The sequence below is a fragment of the Azospirillum baldaniorum genome, assembly GCF_003119195.2.
Lineage (GTDB): Bacteria > Pseudomonadota > Alphaproteobacteria > Azospirillales > Azospirillaceae > Azospirillum > Azospirillum baldaniorum.
The window spans coordinates 372,742-395,696 of sequence record NZ_CP022253.1; the positions used below are offsets into that span (position 1 = coordinate 372,742).

21 protein-coding genes are annotated in these 22,955 nt (G+C 68.4%); 17 read left to right on the forward strand and 4 right to left on the reverse strand.

All coding sequences use genetic code 11. The annotated features are described in order from the left end of the window. Positions 1-100: 100 nt before the first annotated feature. From ccoN to phoB, 17 genes are all read left to right on the forward strand, one after another. A complete protein-coding gene (gene ccoN, locus Sp245p_RS01710) occupies positions 101-1,597 on the forward strand; it encodes a cytochrome-c oxidase, cbb3-type subunit I (protein ID WP_014238794.1) in 1,497 nt (498 codons plus the stop codon). Positions 1,598-1,616: 19 nt separating this feature from the next. Then, entirely contained in the window at positions 1,617-2,357 is a 741-nt protein-coding gene (ccoO, locus tag Sp245p_RS01715) for a cytochrome-c oxidase, cbb3-type subunit II (protein WP_014238793.1), read from the forward strand. Between the two features lie 13 nt (positions 2,358-2,370). Next, entirely contained in the window at positions 2,371-2,532 is a 162-nt protein-coding gene (locus Sp245p_RS01720; protein ID WP_014238792.1) for a cbb3-type cytochrome c oxidase subunit 3, read from the forward strand. 3 nt (positions 2,533-2,535) lie between these two features. Beyond that, complete coding sequence (gene ccoP, locus Sp245p_RS01725; protein ID WP_014238791.1) at positions 2,536-3,423, forward strand: cytochrome-c oxidase, cbb3-type subunit III; 888 nt, start codon at positions 2,536-2,538, stop codon at positions 3,421-3,423. Between the two features lie 282 nt (positions 3,424-3,705). After that, positions 3,706-5,268, forward strand: a complete 1,563-nt coding sequence (gene ccoG, locus Sp245p_RS01730) for a cytochrome c oxidase accessory protein CcoG (protein ID WP_014238790.1) — start codon at positions 3,706-3,708, stop codon at positions 5,266-5,268. Positions 5,269-5,314: 46 nt separating this feature from the next. Next, positions 5,315-5,839 carry a FixH family protein gene (locus Sp245p_RS01735; protein WP_014238789.1) on the forward strand — a complete coding sequence of 175 codons (525 nt, stop codon included), beginning with the start codon at positions 5,315-5,317 and terminating at the stop codon, positions 5,837-5,839. A 78-nt stretch (positions 5,840-5,917) separates the two neighbouring features. Further along, positions 5,918-8,401 (forward strand): heavy metal translocating P-type ATPase, encoded by a 2,484-nt coding sequence (locus tag Sp245p_RS01740; protein WP_014238788.1) that lies wholly within the window; start codon positions 5,918-5,920, stop codon positions 8,399-8,401. Then, a complete protein-coding gene (gene ccoS, locus Sp245p_RS35560; protein WP_244439416.1) occupies positions 8,355-8,492 on the forward strand; it encodes a cbb3-type cytochrome oxidase assembly protein CcoS in 138 nt (45 codons plus the stop codon). The genes Sp245p_RS01740 and ccoS overlap by 47 nt, the downstream gene beginning before the upstream one ends. A 208-nt stretch (positions 8,493-8,700) precedes the next feature. Then, positions 8,701-9,363 carry a Crp/Fnr family transcriptional regulator gene (locus Sp245p_RS01750; protein ID WP_014238786.1) on the forward strand — a complete coding sequence of 221 codons (663 nt, stop codon included), beginning with the start codon at positions 8,701-8,703 and terminating at the stop codon, positions 9,361-9,363. A gap of 219 nt (positions 9,364-9,582) precedes the next feature. Beyond that, positions 9,583-11,853: an NADP-dependent malic enzyme gene (locus tag Sp245p_RS01755; protein ID WP_014238784.1), complete on the forward strand. Its 2,271-nt coding sequence runs from the start codon at positions 9,583-9,585 to the stop codon at positions 11,851-11,853. A gap of 437 nt (positions 11,854-12,290) precedes the next feature. After that, positions 12,291-13,796, forward strand: coding sequence for an ATP-binding protein (locus Sp245p_RS01765; protein WP_014238782.1), 1,506 nt, complete (start codon positions 12,291-12,293; stop codon positions 13,794-13,796). 192 nt (positions 13,797-13,988) lie between these two features. Continuing rightward, positions 13,989-15,032 carry a PstS family phosphate ABC transporter substrate-binding protein gene (locus tag Sp245p_RS01770; protein ID WP_014238781.1) on the forward strand — a complete coding sequence of 348 codons (1,044 nt, stop codon included), beginning with the start codon at positions 13,989-13,991 and terminating at the stop codon, positions 15,030-15,032. Positions 15,033-15,302: 270 nt separating this feature from the next. Continuing rightward, on the forward strand, positions 15,303-16,685 hold the full coding sequence (gene pstC, locus Sp245p_RS01775; protein ID WP_014238780.1) for a phosphate ABC transporter permease subunit PstC: 1,383 nt from the start codon (positions 15,303-15,305) through the stop codon (positions 16,683-16,685). Next, positions 16,678-17,976 (forward strand): phosphate ABC transporter permease PstA, encoded by a 1,299-nt coding sequence (gene pstA, locus Sp245p_RS01780; RefSeq protein ID WP_082188108.1) that lies wholly within the window; start codon positions 16,678-16,680, stop codon positions 17,974-17,976. Before pstC ends, pstA begins: the two co-directional genes overlap by 8 nt. Positions 17,977-18,013: 37 nt before the next feature. Continuing rightward, on the forward strand, positions 18,014-18,799 hold the full coding sequence (pstB, locus tag Sp245p_RS01785) for a phosphate ABC transporter ATP-binding protein PstB (RefSeq protein WP_173400345.1): 786 nt from the start codon (positions 18,014-18,016) through the stop codon (positions 18,797-18,799). A 45-nt stretch (positions 18,800-18,844) separates the two neighbouring features. After that, positions 18,845-19,645 (forward strand): phosphate signaling complex protein PhoU, encoded by an 801-nt coding sequence (phoU, locus tag Sp245p_RS01790; protein WP_014238777.1) that lies wholly within the window; start codon positions 18,845-18,847, stop codon positions 19,643-19,645. Positions 19,646-19,676: 31 nt separating this feature from the next. Then, positions 19,677-20,381 (forward strand): phosphate regulon transcriptional regulator PhoB, encoded by a 705-nt coding sequence (gene phoB / locus Sp245p_RS01795; protein ID WP_014238776.1) that lies wholly within the window; start codon positions 19,677-19,679, stop codon positions 20,379-20,381. A gap of 137 nt (positions 20,382-20,518) precedes the next feature. Here the strand turns inward: phoB and Sp245p_RS01805 are convergent, their stop codons facing one another. The 4 genes from Sp245p_RS01805 to Sp245p_RS01820 all read right to left on the reverse strand — a co-directional run bounded on the left by Sp245p_RS01805 (position 20,519) and on the right by Sp245p_RS01820 (position 22,926). After that, positions 20,519-20,791 (reverse strand): hypothetical protein, encoded by a 273-nt coding sequence (locus Sp245p_RS01805; RefSeq protein ID WP_014238775.1) that lies wholly within the window; start codon positions 20,789-20,791, stop codon positions 20,519-20,521. A gap of 5 nt (positions 20,792-20,796) precedes the next feature. Continuing rightward, positions 20,797-21,234, reverse strand: coding sequence for a DsrE family protein (locus tag Sp245p_RS01810; protein WP_014238774.1), 438 nt, complete (start codon positions 21,232-21,234; stop codon positions 20,797-20,799). 23 nt (positions 21,235-21,257) lie between these two features. After that, positions 21,258-22,046 (reverse strand): HesA/MoeB/ThiF family protein, encoded by a 789-nt coding sequence (locus tag Sp245p_RS01815; protein WP_014238773.1) that lies wholly within the window; start codon positions 22,044-22,046, stop codon positions 21,258-21,260. A 70-nt stretch (positions 22,047-22,116) separates the two neighbouring features. Beyond that, positions 22,117-22,926 carry a hypothetical protein gene (locus Sp245p_RS01820; protein ID WP_014238772.1) on the reverse strand — a complete coding sequence of 270 codons (810 nt, stop codon included), beginning with the start codon at positions 22,924-22,926 and terminating at the stop codon, positions 22,117-22,119. Positions 22,927-22,955: the final 29 nt, after the last annotated feature.

Sequence of the window (22,955 nt, forward strand, 5' to 3'; positions counted from 1 at the left end):
CGTATGTGAACCTGCCCCCCTCCTTAACAGTACGTACCCAGCGGTGGTGCAACCTCAGGGGAAGCGGCCCGAGCCGCCCGGGGCAAACGGGAGAGATTGAATGACATCAGCGACTCTGACGCCAGGGGCCGCCCTGGGCAGCCAGCGGGTGTCGGAAAATGTGCGTTACTACGAAGACGCCGTCCGACTCTTCGTCATCGCTGCAGTGTTCTGGGGCGTCGTCGGCTTCCTGGCCGGCGTCTTCATCGCGCTGCAGCTCGCTTTTCCGGCGCTGAATCTCGGCCTTGAGTGGACGAGCTTCGGGCGCCTGCGGCCGGTCCACACGTCGGCCGTGATCTTCGCGTTCGGCGGCAACGTCCTGTTCGCCACCTCGCTCTACTCCGTGCAGCGCACCAGCCGCCAGTTCCTGTTCGGCGGCGAGGGCCTCACGAAGTTCGTCTTCTGGAACTACAACATCTTCATCGTCCTGGCGGCGCTCAGCTACGTGCTCGGCTACACCCAGGGCAAGGAGTATGCGGAGCCGGAGTGGATCCTCGACCTCTACCTGACGGTCATCTGGGTCCTCTACGCCATCCAGTTCGTCGGCACGGTGATGACCCGCAAGGAGTCGCACATCTACGTCGCCAACTGGTTCTTCATGGCGTTCATCCTGACCGTCGCGATCCTCCACATCGGCAACAACGTCAACGTCCCGGTGTCGCTGACCGGGATGAAGTCCTACCCGTTCGTCTCGGGCGTGCAGAGCGCCATGGTGCAGTGGTGGTACGGCCACAACGCGGTCGGCTTCTTCCTGACCGCCGGCTTCCTCGGCATCATGTACTACTTCGTTCCGAAGCGCGCGGAGCGGCCGGTCTATTCATACCGCCTGTCGATCGTGCACTTCTGGACGCTGATCTTCCTCTACATCTGGGCCGGCCCGCACCACCTGCACTACACGGCCCTGCCGGACTGGGCGCAGACGCTGGGCATGACCTTCTCGGTCATGCTGTGGATGCCGTCCTGGGGCGGCATGATCAACGGCATCATGACCCTGTCGGGTGCCTGGGACAAGCTGCGCACCGACCCGGTCCTGCGCTTCCTCGTGACGTCGGTGGCCTTCTACGGCATGTCGACCTTCGAGGGCCCGCTGATGTCGGTGAAGCCGGTCAACGCCCTGTCGCACTACACCGACTGGACGATCGGCCACGTGCACTCCGGTGCGCTCGGCTGGGTGGCCTTCATCTCCTTCGGCGCGATCTACTATCTGGTCCCGGTCCTGTGGAAGCGCTCGCAGCTCTACAGCCTGCGTCTGGTCAGCTATCACTTCTGGACCGCCACCATCGGCATCGTGCTCTACATCACCGCCATGTGGGTGTCGGGCATCATGCAGGGCCTGATGTGGCGCGCCTACGACAACCTCGGCTTCCTCCAGTACTCGTTCGTCGAGACGGTCGCGGCCATGCATCCCTTCTACGTGATCCGTGCTCTGGGCGGCGTCCTGTTCCTGGCTGGTGCCCTGATCATGGTCTACAACCTGTGGCGCACGGCCAAGGGTGACGTCCGCATCGAGAAGCCCTATGCCTCCGCCCCGCACAAGGCGGCGGTCGGTGCGGCCTGACGCCGGAGGAACTGAGAAAATGGCTGAGCAAAAAAAGGGCTTTAGTCACGACACGATCGAGCGGAACACGCTTCTGCTCATCGTTCTGATCCTGATCACTGTGTCGATCGGCGGCCTCGTCCAGATCGTCCCGCTGTTCACGATCGAGTCGACGATCGAGAAGGTGGATGGGGTCCGTCCCTACTCGCCGCTCGAACTGGCTGGCCAGAACATCTACTTCCGCGAAGGCTGCTACAACTGCCACAGCCAGCAGATCCGTCCGTTCCGCGATGAGGTGGAGCGTTACGGTCACTACTCGCTGGCCGCGGAAAGCATGTACGACCATCCCTTCCAGTGGGGCTCCAAGCGCACCGGTCCGGACCTGGCCCGCGTGGGTGGCAAGTACTCCAACGACTGGCAGGTGGCCCATCTGGTCGATCCGCGCGCCGTGGTGCCGGAGTCGATCATGCCGGGCTACGCCTGGATGAAGGACCGTCCGCTGAAGTACACCGACATCCAGGATCACATGAAGACCCTGCGCATCGTCGGCGTCCCCTACTCGGACGAGCAGATCGCCAGCGCCAAGGCCGACCTCGAAGCGCAGAAGAACCCGGACGCCGACACGGCCGGTCTGATGAAGCGCTACCCGAAGGCCGTCGTGGCCAACTTCACGGGCAACAAGGGCGTCACCGAAATGGACGCGCTGGTGGCCTACCTGCAGGTCCTGGGCACCATGGTGGACTTCACCAAGTACCAGTCGCCCAAGCAGCTCCAGCAGTAACCGGGAGGGATCCATGGACTTGGATTCGATCACTGTCGCCCTGCGGTCCTTCTGGACCGTCTGGCTGGCCCTGCTCTTCACCGGCATCGTGGTCTACGCCATGTGGCCAGGCAACCGGGGCAAGTTCGAAGACGCCTCCCGGATCCCGCTCAAGGAAGATGGTCAGGAGTTTTAGGCCATGGCACAGAAAGAAAAGGACGCCCTTTCCGGCGTCGAGACCACCGGCCACGAGTGGGACGGCCTGCGGGAGCTGAACAACCCCCTGCCCAAGTGGTGGCTGTACATCTTCTACGTCTGCATCGCGTGGTCCCTCGTCTACTACGTGCTCTACCCGGCCTGGCCGCTGGGCAAGAGCTACACGAAGGGCCTGCTCGGCTACTCGCAGCGCGAGGAGCTGGTGCAGAAGGTCGCCGACGGCAAGAAGGCTCAGGAAAAGTACCTGACGGCCATCGCGGCGACCTCGGTCGAGGACATCCAGAAGAACAAGGACCTCCTTGCCTTCGCGATGGCCGGCGGCCGCTCCTACTTCAACGAGAACTGCGCGGCCTGCCACGGCGCCGGCGGTCAGGGCGCCAAGGGCTTCCCGACGCTCGCCGACGACGTGTGGCTGTGGGGCGGCACTTCCGCCGACATCTACAAGACCATCCAGCACGGCATCCGTGCGGATGACGGCGACACCCGCGGGACGGTCGGCATCGGCATGACCGCCTTCGGCCGGGACGGCATCCTGAACCGCGAGCAGATCGGTCAGGTCGCCGAGTACGTCCTGTCGCTGAACAAGCGGTCGACCGACGCGGCGGCTGCCGAGAAGGGCAAGACCGTCTATGAAGAGAACTGCGCCGCCTGCCACGGCGACAGCGCGCAGGGCTCGGTCGCGGTCGGCATGGACGTCGGCGCTCCGCCGCTCGTCACGGCCAACTGGCTCTATGGCGGCGACAAGGCCACGCTGGTGGAGACCATCACGAACGGCCGCGCCGGCGTGATGCCCGCCTGGTCGAAGCGTCTGGACGACGCGACGATCAAGTCGCTGGCCGTCTACGTCCACAACCTGGGCGGCGGCAAGTAAGCCGTCCAGCCAGGAGGAATCGGCCGGGGTGGGGGACGCCCCCCTGGCGGGTCCGCCGGACTTCGGTGCCGGGGAGGCGACTCCCCGGCATTTTCTTTGTCCGGGCGGCTTGTCGTCCGGGTCTTGACGGGCGCGCGGGGGAGGGCGGAAGCCCCCGAATCCTTTGATCCAGCGCAATGCCCCTGTGACGTTCTGCCGCCATAGTCCCCCTCGCCACGGCCGAACCATGTCGGCATGGCCAAGCCGCCCGCGCGGCGGTCGCCAGAAGAAGAGGGCGAGGTCATGAGCACGACCACCGAACAGCAACCGCCTCGAAGCGACCGATTGGATAGCGATCGGTTGGACAGCGATCGGTTGGAACGCCCGGCCGCCGGGGACGCGCCCGTCGCCGCCCCGCCGAAGGCGCAGCGTCGCGCGTCGCGCTCCATGTACCAGAAGCACGCCAAGGTCTATCCCAAGGCGGTGCACGGACCCTTCCGCCGCATCAAATGGGCGGCGCTGGCGGTTCTCCTGGCGATCTACTACGTGCTGCCCTGGGTCCGCTGGGACCGCGGGCCGAACGCGCCCGACCAGGCGGTTCTGCTCGACCTCGCCAACCGCCGCTTCTACCTGTTCTTCGTGGAGCTGTGGCCGCAGCAGATCTACTACCTGACCGGCGCGCTGATCCTGGCGGCGCTGGGCCTCTTCCTGGCGACCTCGCTGGCCGGCCGCGTCTGGTGCGGCTACGCCTGCCCGCAGACGGTGTGGACCGACCTGTATGTCTGGGTCGAACGGCTGGTCGAGGGCGACCGCGGCGAGCGCATCCGCCTCGACCAGGGTCCCTGGACCGCCCGCAAGGCCGGGCGCAAGGTGTTGAAGAACCTGATCTGGCTGCTGATCGCCCTGGCGACCGGCGGCGCCTGGATATTCTACTTCACCGACGCCCCGACGCTGCTCGGCGAGATGCTGTGCTTCGAGGTGTCCTCGACCGCCCTCGGCTTCATCGGCCTGTTCACCGCCACCACCTATCTGCTGGCCGGTTTCGCGCGGGAGCAGGTCTGCACCTACATGTGCCCGTGGCCGCGCTTCCAGTCGGCGATGATCGACGAGGACAGCCTGATCGTCACCTACCAGGACTGGCGCGGCGAAGGCCGCAGCCTGATGCGCAAGTCGCAGAGTTGGGAGGAGCGCAGGGCCGAAGGTCTGGGCGACTGCATCGACTGCTTCAACTGCGTCCAGGTCTGCCCCGCCGGCATCGACATCCGCGACGGTCTGCAGATGCAGTGCATCGGCTGCGGCCTGTGCATCGACGCCTGCGACGAGATCATGACCAAGGTCGGGCGGCCGGCCGGCCTCATCAAATTCGACACCCAGACCAGCCAAGTGGCCATCGCCACCGGCGGGCAACCGGTGCCCTTCCGCCTGCTGCGCCCGCGCACGATCCTCTACACGCTGATGATGCTGGTCATCGCCGGCGGCATCGGGGTCGGGCTGCTGCTGAAGCCGGGGCTGGACATCAGCGTCCTGCGCGACCGCGCCCCGCTGTTCGTGGCGCTGTCCGACGGGTCTGTGCGCAACGCCTACACCTTCAAGATCTCCAACATGACCCGCGACCCGCGCGCCTACACGCTGGCGGTGTCCGGCGTGGCGGGGGCCAGCCTGTCGGTGGCCGGCGACGGTCAGGACGAGCAGGCCGGCACCCAGCGCCTGACCGCCGATCCGGACATGGTGGCGACCTACAGAATTTTCGTGACCGCGCCGCGCACCGGTTTGCAAGGCGCCTCCCAGCCCCTTACCTTCAGGCTTACCTCGGCCGATGGTGAGGTGGCGACCTATGACTCCGTCTTCATGGGGCCGGCCAACTGATCCCGACCGGCTCTTCGCGCTGCATTCACCAAAGGTCAAGACGACGATGACGCTGTCCACCGACGCCGGAACCCGCCGCACCCCGCCCCGCCGGAACGGCCGCCAGCCCGGCTGGTACATCCCCTGGATCTTCGTGGCCGGATTCGCCGTCGTGATCGCGGTCAACGGCGTGATGCTGCACTTCGCCCTGTCGAGCTGGACCGGCGTCCAGACCGAGCAGCATTTCATGAAGGGCCTGAAATACAACGAGGATCTGGCCGGCGCCCGCGCCCAGGCCGAGCGCGGCTGGAAGGTCGCCACCGACTTCACCAGCACCGAGGCGCAGAAGGGCATCCTGGCGCTGACGCTGCACGACAAGTACGGCAACCTGCTGAAGGACGCCGAGGTGAAGGTCGCCTTCATCCGCCCGACCAGCGAGGGCCACGACGTGCGCCTCGACCTGCCCTATCTGGGCGAGGGCCGCTTCGCCGCCCCGGTGACGCTGCCGCTGCCCGGCCAGTGGGACCTGCGCGTGGAAATCCACCACGCCACGGGCGACTACCAGGACGAACAGCGCCTCTTCGTCAAGTAAGCGTCCCCCAAGTAAGCGTCCCCCAAGTAAGCGCCCATCGAACGGGCGCACGGCACACCAGCACACGGGTTTCGTGACATGACCGTCTGCCTCCACTGCGGGCAGGAGCATCCCGAGGGCACCGGCACCACCGCCTCCGACGGCGCCGGCCCCTTCTGCTGCACCGGCTGCGCGGCGGCCTACGACCTCGTCCGCGGGCTCGGGCTGGAACGCTACTACGAGCGGCGTTGCGTCGATCCCGCCGCCCGGCCCCTGCGCCCCGACGGCGAGGCGCCGCCGCTCGACTACGCCCCCCACGCCAGGCCGGGAGCCGACGGCACCGCCTCGCTGCACCTGATGATCGACGGGCTGCAATGCGCGGCCTGCGTCTGGCTGATCGAGACGGCGCTGGCCCGCCAGCCGGGGGTGACGCACGCGCGGCTGAACATGACGACGCGCCGCCTCTCGGTGACGTGGCGCGCGGCCGAGACCGACGCCAACACGGTCGTCGACACCGTCGCCCGCATCGGCTACCGCGCCGTGCCCTTCGACCCGGAGCGGCTGGGCGACGCCCAGGCGAAGACGGAGAAGGAGCTTCTGCGCGCGCTGGCCGTCGCCGGATTCGGCGCCAGCAACGTCATGCTGCTGTCGGTGTCGGTCTGGGCCGGGCACGCGACGGGCATGGGCTCCGCCACCCGCGACCTGATGCACTGGCTGTCGGCGCTGGTCTGCATGCCGGCCATCGCCTACGCCCTGCGGCCCTTCGCGCGCTCCGCCTTCCAGGCGCTGCGCCGCGGGCGCACGAACATGGACGTGCCGATCACCATCGGCGTCCTGCTCGCCACCAGCATGAGCCTGTTCGAGACCATCAACAGCGGCCAGCACGCCTATTTCGACGGCGCGATGATGCTGCTGTTCTTCCTGCTGATCGGCCGCTACCTCGACCAGCGGGCGCGCGGCCGGGCGCGCTCGGCGGCGGAACAGCTTCTCGGCCTGCACGCCACCTCGGTGACCGTGCTCAACGAGGACGGGCGCAGCGCCATCGTCCCGCCGGATCAGGTCAGCCCCGGCTCCACCATCCTGGTGGCGGTGGGCGAGCGGGTCGCGGTCGACGGCACGGTGGCCGACGGCGTGTCCGACCTCGACACCGCCCTGATCACCGGCGAGACGGTGCCGGGCAGCGTGCGCCCCGGCGACCGCGTGTTCGCCGGCATGCTGAACCTCACCGCCCCGCTGCGCGTGACCGTCACCGCGGTGGGCGAGGGCACGCTGCTGGCCGAGATCGTCCGGCTGATGGAGGTGGCGGAGCAGGGCCGCGCCAAATACGTCGCCATCGCCGACCGGGTGTCGCGCCATTACGCCCCGGTCGTCCATGTGGCGGCGCTGGGCACCTTCCTGGGCTGGCTGCTGCTCGGCGGGCTGCCCTGGCAGGATTCGCTGATGAACGCCGTTGCCGTGCTGATCATCACCTGCCCCTGCGCGCTGGCGCTCGCCGTGCCGGTGGTGCAGGTGATCGCCAGCGGGCGGCTGATGAGGCAGGGCATCCTGCTGAAGACCGCCACGGCGCTGGAGCGGCTGGCCGTCATCGACACGGTGGTCTTCGACAAGACCGGCACGCTGACCGAGGGGCGGCCCGTTCCGCAGCTCGACGGCGTGGCCGAGGACGACCTGCGCCTCGCCGCGGCGCTCGCCGGGGCCAGCCGCCACCCGCTGGCCCGCGCCCTGACCCGCGCGCTGCCCAATGTTCCCGTCGCCGCCGGCGTGCGCGAGATTCCCGGCGCCGGCCTCGCCCTGGATGGCCCAGCCCTGAATGGCTTTGGGGGGGAGATCCGGCTGGGCAGCCGTGCCTTCACCGGCGCGCCGGACGCGGCGGAGGACGCCGCGGGACCGGAGCTGTGGCTGGCCCGCCCCGGCGCCGCGCCGGTCCGCATCACCTTCCTCGACGCGCCGCGCGCCGACGCCGCGGCGGTGGTGCGCGGGCTGAAGGCGCGGGGCCTGGACGTCCGGCTGCTGTCCGGCGACCGCCGCGGCGCCGTGGCCGCGGTGGCTGCGCAGCTGGGCATCGAGGACTGGCGGGCCGGCCAGACGCCCGCCGACAAGACCGCCGTTCTGGACGCGCTCGCCGCCGAGGGCCGCAAGGTGCTGATGGTCGGCGACGGGCTGAACGACGCCCCGGCTCTGGCCGCGGCCAGCGTGTCGATGTCGCCGTCCACCGCGGTGGACGTCAGCCAGACCGCCGCCGACGTGGTGTTCCAGGGCCGCCGCCTGCGCCCCATCCTGGAGGCGTTCGAGGTGTCCCGCCGCTCCGGACGGCTGGTGCGCCAGAATTTCGGCATCGCGCTGGTCTACAACCTGTTCGCGGTGCCCATCGCCATGGCGGGCATGCTGACGCCGCTGCTGGCGGCGCTGGCCATGTCCTCCTCCTCCCTGATCGTTATCGCCAACGCCCTGCGGCTCAGCCGCGGCGCGGTGACCAAGGACCTGACCGATGACCGAGCTTCTCTATCTGATCGCGATCGCGCTGAGCCTGGGGCTGATGGGCCTGGGGGCGTTCCTGTGGGCTCTCAAGTCCGGGCAGTTTGACGATCTGGACGGGGCCGCCCACCGCATCCTGTTCGACGACGAGCCGCCGCGCCCGAACGCCGAGCCGTCGGCCCCGCCCAAAGGGCGCTGATCGGCCGCTCCGGCGGGCCGCTCATAAGGCATTCGTATGGCAATTCGGCCACGGCCCCTGTGAGCACCGTTGCGAAACAGACCGAATATGACGATTATGGGGGGCGTTGTACGGCTAAGGGTTGGGTCATGCCATGCCACCCTTTGACATGGGGCGCGCCCGCGAAAAGGGCGCGGCGAGTGAAATGAATCCCTGTGGGGCCTGTCCCGTGCGCAGTCTGACCGTCTGCGCCGCTCTGGACCCCGAGGAACTGCGCCGTCTCGCCGACATCCTGCAGACATCCCGCGTCGAAGCCGGCCAAACCCTGTTCAGCGAAGGCGACGCGGCGGACGCGCTCTACAACGTCACCGCCGGCACCGTGAAGCTTTACAAGCTGTTGCCGGACGGGCGCCGCCAGATCACCGGCTTCCTCGTCACCGGCGACTTCCTGGGGCTGGCCGTCAACGAGAGCTACGCCTACACGGCGGAGACGGTCACGGCGGCGACGCTCTGCCGCTTCCCGCGCAAGAAGATCGACGCGCTGATGGACGAGTTCCCGAAGATGCAGCGCCGTCTCTTCTCCATGGCCTCGAACGAGCTGGCGGCGGCGCAGGACCAGATGCTCCTGCTCGGCCGCAAGACGGCGAAGGAGAAGATCTGCTCCTTCCTGCTGATGCTGTCCCAGCGCGCCGCCCGGCGCGGGCACAAGGAAAACCCCGTCTACGTGCCGATGAGCCGGGCCGACATCGCCGATTACCTGGGCCTGACCACCGAGACGGTCAGCCGCACCTTCACCCAGCTGAAGACCGCCGGCGTGATCTCGCTGCAGGAAGGCAACAAGGTCCTGATCAGCGACATGGACGCCATCTACGACATGGCCGAGGGCTGCTGAGCTTCCTTTCGGGCACGGAATGATCGCTTCGATCATCGTTCGTGATCTGATATGTCGTATTCCAGGAAAAATTCGCATCTTTCGTGCGATCCCGCTCTGGCGGGACGCGCCCGCGCGGGCTAACATCCGCCGCCCGACCGGCCGGAACCGAAAAACAACAACGACGGCCGGCCCAAAGAAGAACGGCTGCAACAGCCTACGCTCAGGAACCGAACCCCGATGACCGAACCCGATACAAAGCGCGTCACCGACGAAGAAGCCCTTCTGCTGCACTCCTCCGGGCGTCCGGGCAAGCTGGAGATCGCGCCCACCAAGCCGCTGACGACCCAGCGCGACCTGTCGCTGGCCTATTCGCCGGGCGTGGCCGTTCCCTGCCTGCGCATCGCCGAGGACCCCAGCACGGTCTACGACTACACGGCCAAGGGCAACATCGTCGCCGTCATCTCCAACGGCACGGCGGTGCTGGGCCTGGGCGACCTCGGCGCGCTCGCCTCCAAGCCGGTGATGGAAGGCAAGGCGGTGCTCTTCAAGCGCTTCGCCGACGTGGACGGCATCGATCTGGAGGTCGACACCAAGAACGTCGACGAGTTCGTCAACTGCGTCCGCTTCCTCGGGCCGAGTTTCGGCGGCATCAACCTGGAGGACATCAAGGCGCCGGACTGCTTCATCATCGAGGAGCGCCTGCGCGAACTGCTGGACATCCCCGTCTTCCACGACGACCAGCACGGCACCGCCATCATCGCCGCCGCCGGCCTGATCAACGCCTGCGACATCACCGGACGGAACCTCAAGGACGTGACGATGGTGGTCAACGGCGCCGGGGCGGCGGGCATCGCCTGCGCCGAGCTGTTCACGACCATGGGCGTGCCGCGCGAGAACATCATCCTGTGCGACACCAAGGGCGTCGTCTACCGCGGCCGCACCGACGGCATGAACCAGTGGAAGTCGTCCTTCGCGGTGGAGACGGACAAGCGCACGCTCCAGGAGGCGGTCGCCGGCTCCGACGTCTTCGTCGGCCTGTCGGCCAAGGGCGCGATGACGCCGGAGATGGTCAAGTCGATGGCGGCCAAGCCGATCATCTTCGCGCTGGCCAACCCCGACCCGGAAATCACCCCGGAGGAGGTGAAGGCCGTCCGCTCCGACGCCATCGTGGCGACCGGCCGCTCCGACTACCCGAACCAGGTCAACAACGTCCTGGGCTTCCCCTACCTGTTCCGTGGCGCGCTCGACGTGCGGGCGACCACCATCAACGAGGCGATGAAGGTCGCCGCCGCCAAGGCGCTGGCCGCCCTGGCCCGCGAGGACGTGCCGGACGAGGTGGACGCCGCCTACGCCGGGCGCCGCCTGCGCTACGGGCCGGAATACATCATCCCGGTGCCCTTCGACCCGCGGCTGATCGTGACGGTCCCCGCCGCGGTGGCTCAGGCCGCCATGGAGACCGGCGTGGCGCGCAAGCCCATCGTCGATCTGGCGGGCTACCGGAACGCGCTGCGCACCCGGCTCAACCCCACGGCGGACAGCCTCCAGCTCATCCTGGAGAAGGTGAAGGCCAACCCGCGCCGCGTCGTCTTCGCCGAGGGCGAGGAGGAGCGGACGATCCGCGCCGCGCTCGCCTACCGCGCCGCCGGCTTCGGCACGCCCGTGCTGATCGGGCGCGAGGAGGTCATCAAGGAGCAGCTGGCGGCGATGGGCCAGTCCGCTGTCTCGCTGGAGATCCACAACGCCCGCGTCTCCGACGCCAACCGCCGCTACAGCGACTATCTGTACCGCCGGATGCAGCGCAAGGGGGCCCTGCTGCGCGACTGCCAGCGCATGGTGAACCAGGACCGCAATGTCTTCGCCGCTCTGATGGTGGCGCAGGGCGACGCCCACGCCATGGTCACCGGCCTGACCCGCACCTTCGGCGTGGCCTTCGAGGAGATCCGCCGGGTCATCGACGCCAAGGCGAACGAGCCGGTCTTCGGCCTGCACGTCTTCCTGACGCGCAACCGCACGGTGCTGATCGCCGACACCACGGTGCATGTCCGCCCGAACGGCCAGACGCTGGCCGACATCGCCATCGGCGCCGCGGCCAAGGCGCGCCAGATGGGGCACGAGCCGCGGGTGGCGCTGCTGTCCTTCTCCGACTTCGGCCAGCATCCCCACCCGAACACCGACCCGCTGCGCGAGGCCATCGCCATCCTCGACAGCCGCCGTGTCGATTTCGAGTATGACGGGGAGATGTCGGCGGACGTGGCATTGGACTATCAGCTGATGAAGCGGGTCTACCCCTTCTGCCGGCTGTCCGGCCCGGCCAATGTGCTGATCATGCCCGGCCTGCATTCGGCCAACATCACGGCAAAGATGCTCCATAAGATGGCCGGCGGCCAGATGATCGGCCCGCTGCTGATCGGCTTGGACAAGCCGGCGCAGATCGTCACCATGGGCGCCTCGGTCAACGATCTGGTCACCGCGGCGGCGCTGGCGGCCCACGACTCGCTGCCCTGGTGAGCGAAGGGCGGGCCGGGCAACGCCTTAATGGAGGACGTGCCTGAAATCCCCTCTCCCCTCCGGGGAGAGGGTTAGGGTGAGGGGGGTGCGCTTTTGCCGGACGCTCCGCCACGCGCAACCCCCTCACCGGCTCTCAGCGGATGCCAGAGGCATCCGCCTGCCGCCGTCAGCGCTGGCCAGAGGCCAGCGCGAGAGGCCCTCCGGGCCACCCTCTCCCCGCTCTCGGCGGACCGAAGGTCCGCCTGTCGCGTCAGCGCAAACGAAGTTTGCGCGTGAGCGGAGGGGAGAGGGCTATGAAGGATGCCTTCGCTCGCTTCGGGCATGTCCCCGGCTCGCGCGTTAATCTTTTGTGACGCCCGCTCACCGGCTTGCGGGATGGTGTAAAAGCGGAGTTCCGTCTCCAAGACCGTCCGCGTGACGCACGAGAAGCGCCGTCCATGACTCCCAAGCCGATGCCGCCCCTCCGGTTGATCCTTGCCGCCGCGCTGGTGCTGGCGCCGCTGCTGCCGGCCCTGTGGGGGCTGTGGCGGCAGGGGACGATCGGGCCGCTGGTGGCGATGCTGGGCGGGCTGGCCGGGATCGGCGGGGTGGCGCTGATGGTCCAGCTCTATGTCCGCGACCTGCGGACGGTGGCCGCCCACGCGGCACAGCTCGCCGCTGGCCCGACGGAGGCGGTCCCGCCCTTGCCCGTCACCGCCTCCCGCCCGGTGCGGGCGGCGGCGGCGGCGGCGGTGCGGCTGCACCGGGTGATGAACGCCCGCACCGAACTGGCGCTGGCCCAGCTCGAAGCCAACGAATCCATCATCGAGGCGCTGCACGACCCTCTGGTGCTGGTCGGGGCGGAACGGCAGGTGGCGCGGGCCAACCAGGCGGCGCGCGCCCTGTTCGGCGACCGCATCCTCGACCGTGACCTTGCCGCCTCGCTGCGCAACCCGGCGGTTCTGGAGGCGGTGGACGCCGTGCTGAAGGGCGGCGCTTCGCGCATCCTGGAATTCAGCCTGCCGGTGCCGGTGGAGCGCATGTTCGAGGTGCGGGTCAAGCCCTTCCAGCGGCGCGTTCCCCGCCCGGCCCCCGGCGAGGACGGGGTGCCCGCCGGAACCGTGCCGGGGCGGATGGTCATCCTGACGCTGCACGACATCACCGCGCTGCGCCGGTCGGAGCAGATGCGCGCCGACTTCATCGCCAACGCCAGCCACGAGTTGCGCACGCCGCTGTCCTCCCTGCTCGGCTTCATCGAGACGCTGCGCGGCCCCGCCCGCGAGGATCTGGAGGCGCACGAGCGCTTCCTGTCGATCATGCAGGACCAGGCCAGCCGCATGGCCCGCCTCGTCAACGACCTGCTGTCGCTGTCGCGGATCGAGCTGGACGAGCACATGCCGCCCGCCGGCAAGGTCGACGTGCTGGATCGGCTGGACGGGGTGATGGCGGCGCTGGAGCTGAAGGCGGCCAGCCGCCGCATCCGCCTGACGCTGGAGGCGCCGGACGGCCTGCCCGCGGTGGTCGGCGACGAGGACCAGCTCACCCAGGTCTTCCAGAACCTCGTCAGCAACGCGATCAAATACACGCGCGAGAACACCGACGTGACCGTCGCCGTGTCGCTCGCCGACGGCGTGGCGGTCGGGGTGTCCGGCCCGGCGGGACGCGGCGGGCGGGGGATGCAAATGGTCGCCGTCGCCGTGCGCGACCAGGGGGAGGGCATCGCCCGCACCCACCTGCCGCGCCTGACCGAGCGCTTCTACCGCGTCGACGCCGCGCGGTCGCGGGCGATGGGCGGCACCGGGCTGGGGCTGGCCATCGTCAAGCACATCGTGAACCGCCACCGCGGCCGCCTGACCATCGAAAGCGCGGTCGGGGTGGGCAGCACCTTCACGGTCTATCTGCCCGCCGCGTCGGAGGAGTCGGGAGAGGGGCGCGCCGCGGAGCCGGTGCGGCGCCAAGCCTAGAGGTTGCGGTTACCCCCCATCGGCGTGACCGAAAGTGGGCGTCGTCATGAAACTGTCATAAAACCGTAATCAGCGCGTCGCGGACCCCGACTAGTGTCCGCCCCGCAAGCCGCCCGCCCCTGGGGGAAGCGGCACGGGGTTGAACCATCGCGTTCCCCGGCAAAGGGGCAACCGGACCATCGGAGGGATACCGTGAATTCCAAGAAGCTCGCCGTCACCGCCGCCGCGGTCGTCGCCATGACCGCCGCTTTCGCGGGTGCTGCGAACGCCCAGTCGCGCGACCAGATCCGCGCCGTCGGCTCCTCGACCGTGTTCCCGTTCACCACGGCGGTTGCCGAGGCCTTCGGCAAGGGCGGCAAGTTCAAGACCCCGGTTGTCGAGTCGACCGGCACCGGCGGCGGCCTGAAGCTGTTCTGCGCGGGCGTCGGCCCGCAGCACCCGGACGTCGCCAACGCCTCGCGCCGCATCAAGAAGTCCGAGGTCGAGCAGTGCGCCGCCAACGGCGTCGCCCAGATCACCGAGCTGAAGGTCGGCTTCGACGGGATCGCGCTCGCCTACTCCAAGCAGGCCCCGCACACCGACCTGACCACCCAGATCCTGTGGAAGGCGCTGGCCAAGGACGTGCCGGTCGACGGCAAGATGGTCGCCAACCCCTACAAGAAGTGGTCGGACATCGACCCGAAGCTCCCGAACAAGGAGATCGAGGTCCTCGGCCCGCCCCCGACGTCCGGCACCCGTGACACCTTCAACGAGCTGGTGATGCTCGAAGGCTGCAAGAAGGTCGCCGAGGTGAAGGCCGCGGTCGCCGACGAGAAGGCCCGCGAGAAGGCCTGCATGACCATCCGCGAGGACGGCGGTTACGTCGAGGCCGGCGAGAACGACAACCTGATCGTCCAGAAGCTGACCGCCAACCCGGACGCCTTCGGCGTGTTCGGCTACAGCTTCTACGACCAGAACCGCGACAAGCTGCAGACCGCCAAGATGGACGGCGTCGAGCTGTCGCCGGAAGCGGTCCAGGCCGGCAAGTACGAGCTGTCGCGCCCGCTGTACATCTACATCAAGAACGCCCACGCCGGCGTCATCCCGGGCATCCGCGAGTTCATCGCCGAGTACACCTCGGAGCGCGCGATGGGCGAGGACGGCTACCTGGGCGACAAGGGCCTGATCTCCATGCCGAAGGCGGAGCGCGACGCCGCCCGCACCTCGGCGACCAACCTGACCCCGCTCCAGCTCTGACCGGCTGACGGCACCGGCGGCTCTCCCTTGAGGGCGCGGCGATAGCGTTTGGTCACCTTAGCCCTCTCCCCTCCGGGGAGAGGGTGGCCCGGAGGGCCGGTGAGGGGGTTGCGCAAGGCGGCACGTCCGGCAAAAGCGCAACCCCCTCACCCTAACCCTCTCCCCAGAGGGGAGAGGGGACCTTGGATGCCTACGCCTGCACCCTGATGGGGCCGCCGGTTTCCCGTTTGTGCCAGGAGCCCGTTTTCAGCCCATTTCCGGCGGTTTCGCATGCAGCTCACGGTACTGCTCATCATTCTGGCCCTGCTCACAGTGATCGGTTACCAGATGGGCCGGTCGCGTGCCGTCGCCTCCGTCGGCGGCCGCATCGTCGAGCTTCATTCGGTGCCGTCCTACCACGGCTTCTACGTCGCCCTCTGGGCGGGGCTTCCGGCCCTGCTGCTCTTCGCCTTCTGGGGGGCGTCGGAAGGCTGGCTGGTCATGCAGATGGTCCTGTCCGGCCTGCCGGACCGGCTGGTCAACGGCGACGCCCAGTCGCTCGGCCTGCTGCGCGCCGACATCCTGAACCTCGCCCACGGCGTCACCACCGGCCGCGAGCCCGATCCGGAGGTGGTCGCCGCGGCGGAGCGCTATCTGCGGCTGCACGCGCTCGGCGACTGGAGCCTGCTGGTCATCGGCTGCTGCATCGCCATCGGCGGCCTGCTCTACGCCCGCGGCCGGATCGACCCCGACCTGCGCGCCCGCAACCGGGTGGAACGCACGGTCAACATCGCGCTGGTCATCTGCTCGCTGGTCGCCATCCTGACCACCATCGGCATCGTGCTGTCGCTTCTGTTCGAGGCGATCCGCTTCTTCGCGGTGGTCAACCCGCTGGACTTCCTGTTCGGGACGCACTGGAGCCCGCAGATGGCCATGCGCGCCGATCAGGTGGGCTCCAGCGGCTCCTTCGGCGCGATCCCGCTGTTCGCCGGCACGCTGCTGATCACCGGCATCGCCATGGCGGTGGCGGTTCCGGTCGGGCTGATGGCGGCCATCTTCATGTCGGAATACGCCAGCCCGGGCCTGCGCACCTGGCTGAAGCCGATCCTGGAGGTTCTGGCCGGCATCCCGACCGTGGTCTACGGCTTCTTCGCCGCCCTGACCATGGCGCCCTTCGTCCGCGACGTGGGCAACAGCCTGGGGCTGAGCGTCAGCTCGGAATCGGCGCTGGCCGCCGGCTTCGTGATGGGCGTGATGATCATCCCCTTCGTCAGCTCGCTGTCGGACGACGTCATCAACGCGGTGCCGCAATCCTTGCGCGACGGCTCCTACGGGCTGGGCGCCACCAAGTCGGAGACGATCCGGCTGGTCGTGCTGCCCGCCGCCCTGCCGGGCATCGTCGCCGCCGTCATGCTGGCGGTCAGCCGCGCCATCGGCGAGACGATGATCGTCACCATGGCCGCCGGCCTCACCGCCAACCTGACCGCCAACCCGCTGGACGCCGTGACCACGGTGACGACGCAGATCGCCACGCTGCTGGTCGGCGACCAGGAGTTCGACAGCCCCAAGACGCTGTCGGCCTTCGGGCTGGGCCTCGTCCTGTTCGTCGTGACGCTCACCCTCAACATGGTCGCCCTCCGGGTGGTCCAGAAGTATCGAGAGAAATATGACTGACCTCGTGGAACAGGATACGCGGGCCATGTCGGTCGCCGTCACCAAGTCGCGCTACCAGAGCGAGGAATTCTCCGCCCGCCTGCGCCGCCGCTACGCCGCGGAGCGCCGGTTCCGGATCGCCGGGATGCTCGCCGTCGGGGTCGCGTCCCTGATGCTGGTGATCCTGCTGGGCTCCATCGTCAGCAAGGGCTACACCGCCTTCTGGCAGGCGCAGATCCGGCTGGAGGTGACCCTGGACAAGCAGCAGGTCGAGGAGCGGAACTACACCGCCCTCGTCCGGCAGGCACTCTACGCCCAGGTCCCGGCGGCCACCGACCGCGCCACCCGCCGCTCGCTGAACGACCTGCTGTCCTCCGGCGCGCCGTACGAGCTGGAGGCGATGGTCAACGCCAACCCCTCCATCGTCGGCACCACGCAGACGGTCTGGGTCCGCGCCGACGACGAGATCGACCAGTTCATGAAGGGCTTCATCCGGCGCGACGTGCCGGAGAGCGAGCGCCGGCTGAACGACGTCAAGATCGCCGCCATCGACGCGCTGGTCGCCAACGGCTCCATCCGCAGCACCTTCAACACCACCCTGTTCACCGCCGGCGACAGCCGCGAGCCGGAACAGGCGGGCATCCTGGGGGCCGTCGTCGGCTCCGCCCTGACGCTGGTGGTGACCATGCTGCTGTCGGTGCCCATCGGCATCGCCGCCGCGGTCTATCTGGAGGAGTTCGCGCCGAAGAACCGCTGGACCGACCTGATCGAGGTGAACATCAACAACCTCGCCGCGGTGCCGTCGATCATCTTCGGCCTGCTCGGTCTGGCGGTGTTCCTCGGCTTCTTCGGGCTGCCGCGCTCCGCCCCGCTGGTCGGCGGCCTGGTGATGGCGCTGATGACCCTGCCGGTCATCATCATCGCCTCGCGCGTCGCGCTGAAGGCGGTGCCGCCGTCGATCCGCGAAGCGGCGCTGGGCGTCGGCGCCTCGCCGCTGCAGACGGTGACGCACCATGTCCTGCCGCTGGCCCTGCCGGGCATCCTGACCGGCACCATCATCGGCATGGCCCGCGCGCTGGGCGAGACGGCGCCGCTGCTGATGATCGGCATGGTCGCCTTCATCGTGGACATCCCGGGCGGCCTGACCGACAGCGCCACGGCCATCCCGGTGCAGATCTACATGTGGGCGGACAGCCCCGAGCGGGCCTTCACGGAGCGCACCTCCGCGGCGATCCTGATCCTGCTCGCCTTCCTCATCCTGATGAACGGCCTGGCCGTCTTCCTGCGCAAGAAATTCGAGAGGCGTTGGTAACCCCATGAGCGTCCAGACCCACATCCCGGCCACGGCCATGCCTTCGCGTCCCGCCGCCGGCATCCACGGCACCAAGATGGTCGCCCGCGACGTCAAGGTGTTCTACGGGGCCAAGCAGGCGCTCAAGGGCATCAACCTGGAAATCCAGGAAAACCGCGTGATGGCGCTGATCGGCCCGTCCGGCTGCGGCAAGTCGACGTTCCTGCGCTGCCTGAACCGCATGAACGACACCATCGAGAACTGCCGCGTCGAGGGGCTGATCGCGCTCGACGGCGAGGATGTCTACGGCAAGTCCATCGACGCCGTGCAGCTCCGCGCCCGCGTCGGCATGGTCTTCCAGAAGCCGAACCCGTTCCCGAAGTCGATCTACGACAACATCGCCTACGGCCCGCGCATCCACGGCATCGCCAGCCACCGCGACGAGATGGACGAGATCGTCCAGACCTCGCTGAAGCGCGCCGGCCTGTGGAACGAGGTGAAGGACCGCCTGCGCGAGCCGGGCACCGGCCTGTCCGGCGGCCAGCAGCAGCGCCTCTGCATTGCCCGCGCCATCGCCGTCAGCCCCGAGGTGATCCTGATGGACGAGCCCTGCTCGGCGCTCGACCCCATCGCGACGGCCCACATCGAGGAGTTGATCGACGAGCTGCGCGAGAACTACACGATCGTCATCGTCACCCACAACATGCAGCAGGCGGCCCGCGTCTCCCAGAAGACCGCCTTCTTCCATCTGGGCGACATGGTGGAGTGCGACGACACCGAAGAAATCTTCACCAACCCGCGGGACGAGCGCACCCAGGGCTACATCACCGGCCGCTACGGCTGATCTCCCGCCTCGCCGCGAATCCTCCATCAGCGAAGGACGTGAAGCATGAGCACCGAACACATCGTGCGCTCCTTCGCGCACGAACTTGAGCGCCTGTCCAACCTGATCACCCAGATGGGTGGCGTCGCCGAGGCGCAGGTGGACGCCGCCGTGAAGGCGGTGGCCCGCCGGGACGTCGCGCTGGCCGCCCAGGTCATGCAGGCCGACCAGCGCATCGACGCCTACGAGCGCGACATCGACGCCGAGGCCGTGCGCCTGCTCGCCCTGCGCCAGCCGCTGGCCCAGGACCTGCGCGAGATCGTGTCGGCGCTGAAGATCGCGTCGGACCTGGAGCGGATCGGCGACTACGCCTCCAACATCGCCAAGCGCTCGCTGGCGCTGGCCCAGGTGCCGGTGGTGCGCCCGGCGGTGGCCATCCCGCGCATGGGGCGGCTGGTCGAGTCGATCATGAAGGACGTGCTGGACGCCTACATCGAGCGCGACGTCCAGCGCGCCATCGCCGCCTGGGAGCGCGACGAGGAGCTGGACGACCTCTACACCAGCCTGTTCCGCGAAGTCCTGACCTACATGATGGAGGACCCGCGCAACATCACGCCCTGCACGCACCTGCTGTTCATGGCGAAGAACCTGGAGCGGATCGGCGACCACGCCACCAACATCGCCGAGACCATCCATTATCTGGTGGTCGGGACGACGCTGCGCGCGGCGCGTCCGAAGAACGACGGCAGCAGCTTCGCCGTGGTCGAGCCGGGCGGTTCGGTCATGGATGCGGCCACGGAGGCTGTGGAACGGGGATTGCCGCGGGACGGCGGCCCGGATAACGATGGAGCGGGACATGCCGCGTGACGGCGAGACGCGCAGTGGGAGCGGGACAAGCATGAATTCGGCGCTGAAGCCGCTCGTTCTCATCGTCGAGGACGAAGCCGACATCGTGACGCTGCTGAAGTACAATCTGGAGAAGGAAGGCTTCCGCGTGAACGCCGCAACCGACGGCGAGGAGGCCCTTCTGCTGGCCGGCGAGCAGACGCCGAACATCGTCCTGCTCGACTGGATGCTGCCGCTGATGTCGGGCCTGGAGGTCTGCCGCCAGATGCGCCGCAACAGCAAGATGCGCGACATCCCGATCATCATGCTGACCGCCCGCGGCGAGGAGGCGGACCGCGTGCGCGGCCTGAATTCCGGCGCCGACGACTACATCACCAAGCCCTTCTCCCCGACCGAGCTGGTCGCCCGCATGCGCGCCGTGCTGCGCCGCTCAGCCCCTGGCATGACCGACGAGACTCTGCAGTTCGCCGATGTGACCATGGATCTGGCCGCCCACCGGGTGCGCCGGAACGGGCGCGACGTGCATCTGGGGCCGACCGAGTTCCGCCTGCTGCGCCATTTCATGCAGCACCCCGGCCGTGTCTTCTCGCGCGAGCAGCTTCTCGACGTGGTGTGGGGCCATGACGTCTATGTCGAGCCGCGCACCGTTGACGTGCACATCCGCCGCCTGCGCAAGGCGATGAACGAGGAGACGGAGATGGACCTGATCCGCACCGTCCGCTCGGCCGGCTACGCGCTGGACAGCAAGTCCATCTGAACGAAATGCCCAAGCGCTGACCTTGCCCCCACCCTAACCCTCCCCCGCTTCGCAGGGGAGGGGACAGCCGCCGCTTCGCGACCATCTCCCTCCCCTGCGAAGCGGGGGAGGGCCGGGGTGGGGGCTCGTTGCGAAAGCTACCCCTCCAGCAGCCCCACCGCCTCCCGCAAAATCGCCACCTTCGGGCCGAAGCGCTTCGCCGGGTCGCTGTCCTCGATGAAGCCGATCATCATGCGCAGGGCGTGCGCCACCCGCGGGGCGAGATCGGGATGCGCCGTCACATGCTGCGCCAGATGGACCAGCGCGTCCCGGTAGGGCCGGCCCTCGAAGCCCTCCGCGGCGATCGCCTCGAAGCGGTTCGCGTGTTCGATCACCAGGCTGTGGTCCACCGGGCTGTGGTCGTCGGTCATGGTGCTCACACGAACAGGATCGCGCCGGTCTTCGGCGCGTCGTTCAGGAAGGTGACGACACCGCCGGTCTTCACCGGCACGTCGGGGCGCAGCGGCACACCGGCAGGCAGGCCGAGCGCGCGCAGGCCCATCTCGCAGGCCATGACCGTGACCTTGAGCATCACGCAGGCTTCCAGCAACTCCTCGAACCCGGCCAGCCCGTTGGCGGTGAAGGCGGCGTCGCGTTCCGCCGGGCGGCGGCCGTCGTCGGCGGGATCCAGCCGGTGCCAGCCCGGCGCGCCGTCGGAGTCCCCGGCCAGCAGCGTGTTCAGCGCGCGGCCGGTGAAGAACAGCGTGACCTTGCGGTTGGTCGCCGCCGCCGCGCTGGCCATCACCAGGGCGTAGTGCACCCGGTCGAAGCCGCCCGCAAACAGGACGATGGACAGGTTTTCAGGACCTTCCATGGGGAGAACCTCTCAGCCGCCGCTCAGTGGGCGGACAGGTCGTGGATGGTCGGGTGGGTGCCGCACAGGGGGCAGTCCGGGTCGCGGCGCACGGTGATGCGCTGGAAGGAGGCGTGCAGCGTGTCCAGCATCATCAGGCTGCCCGACAGGCCTTCGCCGATGCCCATGATTTCCTTCAGCACCTCGGTCGTCTGGAGCGAACCGACGAAGCCGGCCAGCGCTCCCAGCACGCCGCCCTCGGAGCAGGACGGCACCAGACCGCGCGGCGGCGGCTCCGGGAACAGGCAGCGGTAGCAGGGGTGCGGATCGCCGAGATGCGCCTTGAAGGTGGACACCTGACCGTCGAAGCGCAGGATCGCCGCCGACACCAGCGTCTTCTTCGCGAAGTAGCAGGCGTCGTTCAGCAGGAAGCGCGTGGCGAAATTGTCCGACCCGTCGGCCACGATGTCGTAGCGGCCGATCAGGTCCAGCGCGTTGTCCTTCGTCAGGCGCGTCTTGTGCACCTCCACCGCCACGTCGGGGTTCAGCGCGCGGATGCGGGCGGCGGCGCTCTCCACCTTCGGAACGCCGAGCGACGACTCGTCGTGGATCACCTGCCGTTGCAGGTTGGACAGGTCCACCGTGTCGTCGTCGATGACGCCGATGGTCCCCACCCCCGCCGCGGCGAGGTAGAGCAGGAGCGGTGCGCCCAGCCCGCCGGCCCCGACGACCAGGACGCGGGCGCGCAGAAGCGCCTCCTGCCCGATGCCGCCGACCTCCGGCAGGATGATGTGGCGGGAATAGCGGTGAAGCTGAGTGTCGGTGAAATCCATGATCCGCAGAATAGCGCGGAACGCCCCATGCCGCGCAAGCCCCTCGGTCGGGCTCCTGCGGCGGGCTGCGTCAGGCGAGCAGGCTCATCTTGTAGGGGGTGGTCTTCGACGTGCTGGACGATTTGTTCGCGTCCTCCGCCGCCCACTGCTTCAGCCGCGCCTCGCGCTCCCGCATGATCTTGTCGAACGGCCGTTCCTCGGTCGACTCGGGCGTCTTGGCGACCTTCTGGACGAAGTTCAGCTGATAGGGGATTTCGCCGACCACGTTCTTCGGCGGGACGATCACCAGCTCGTACTGGCCGGGGTCGATCTTGAAGCTGGGCTTCTTCAGCATGTCCTCACCCGACTTGGCCGGGTCCATCGTGTCGCCGGAGGCCACGACCTTGCCCTCCTTGCTCATGAGGGCCCAGCGCGTCAAGGGAAGGGACATGTTGCCGACGAACTCGCCGCCCTGCGCGACGGTCAGCGTGTGCTTCTGGACGCCTGGATCTTTGCCAAGGACGGCGCGGGCGGTGCCCTTCATCTGGGCGCCGGTCCCCACCATCATGATGTTCTGGCGTTCGGTGATGTCCAGCGTGTATTCGCGTTCATTCACGCCGCGGACGGCCTGGGAGATGACCGCCGTATAGGTGCCGGGGCCGAGCTTCGCGCTGGCCTCCGCCGCCTCGTTCTTCGCCTTGGCCTCGGCGACGACCTTGTTGTTCTGGTCGACGATCTTGATGTTGGTGTTGATGTCGGCGATTCGGAAATTGAATTCGCCGGCTTTCGACACCGTGAACTGGCGGTAGTCGGTGGACGCGAGGTTGGAATCCAATTCGTTGGTGATGCCGCGGAACTGGAACCAGTTCATCGTCGAGGCATTCGGAATCGCGACGCCCATGGTGGCCTCCCCCGCTGGTCCTGTGCCGT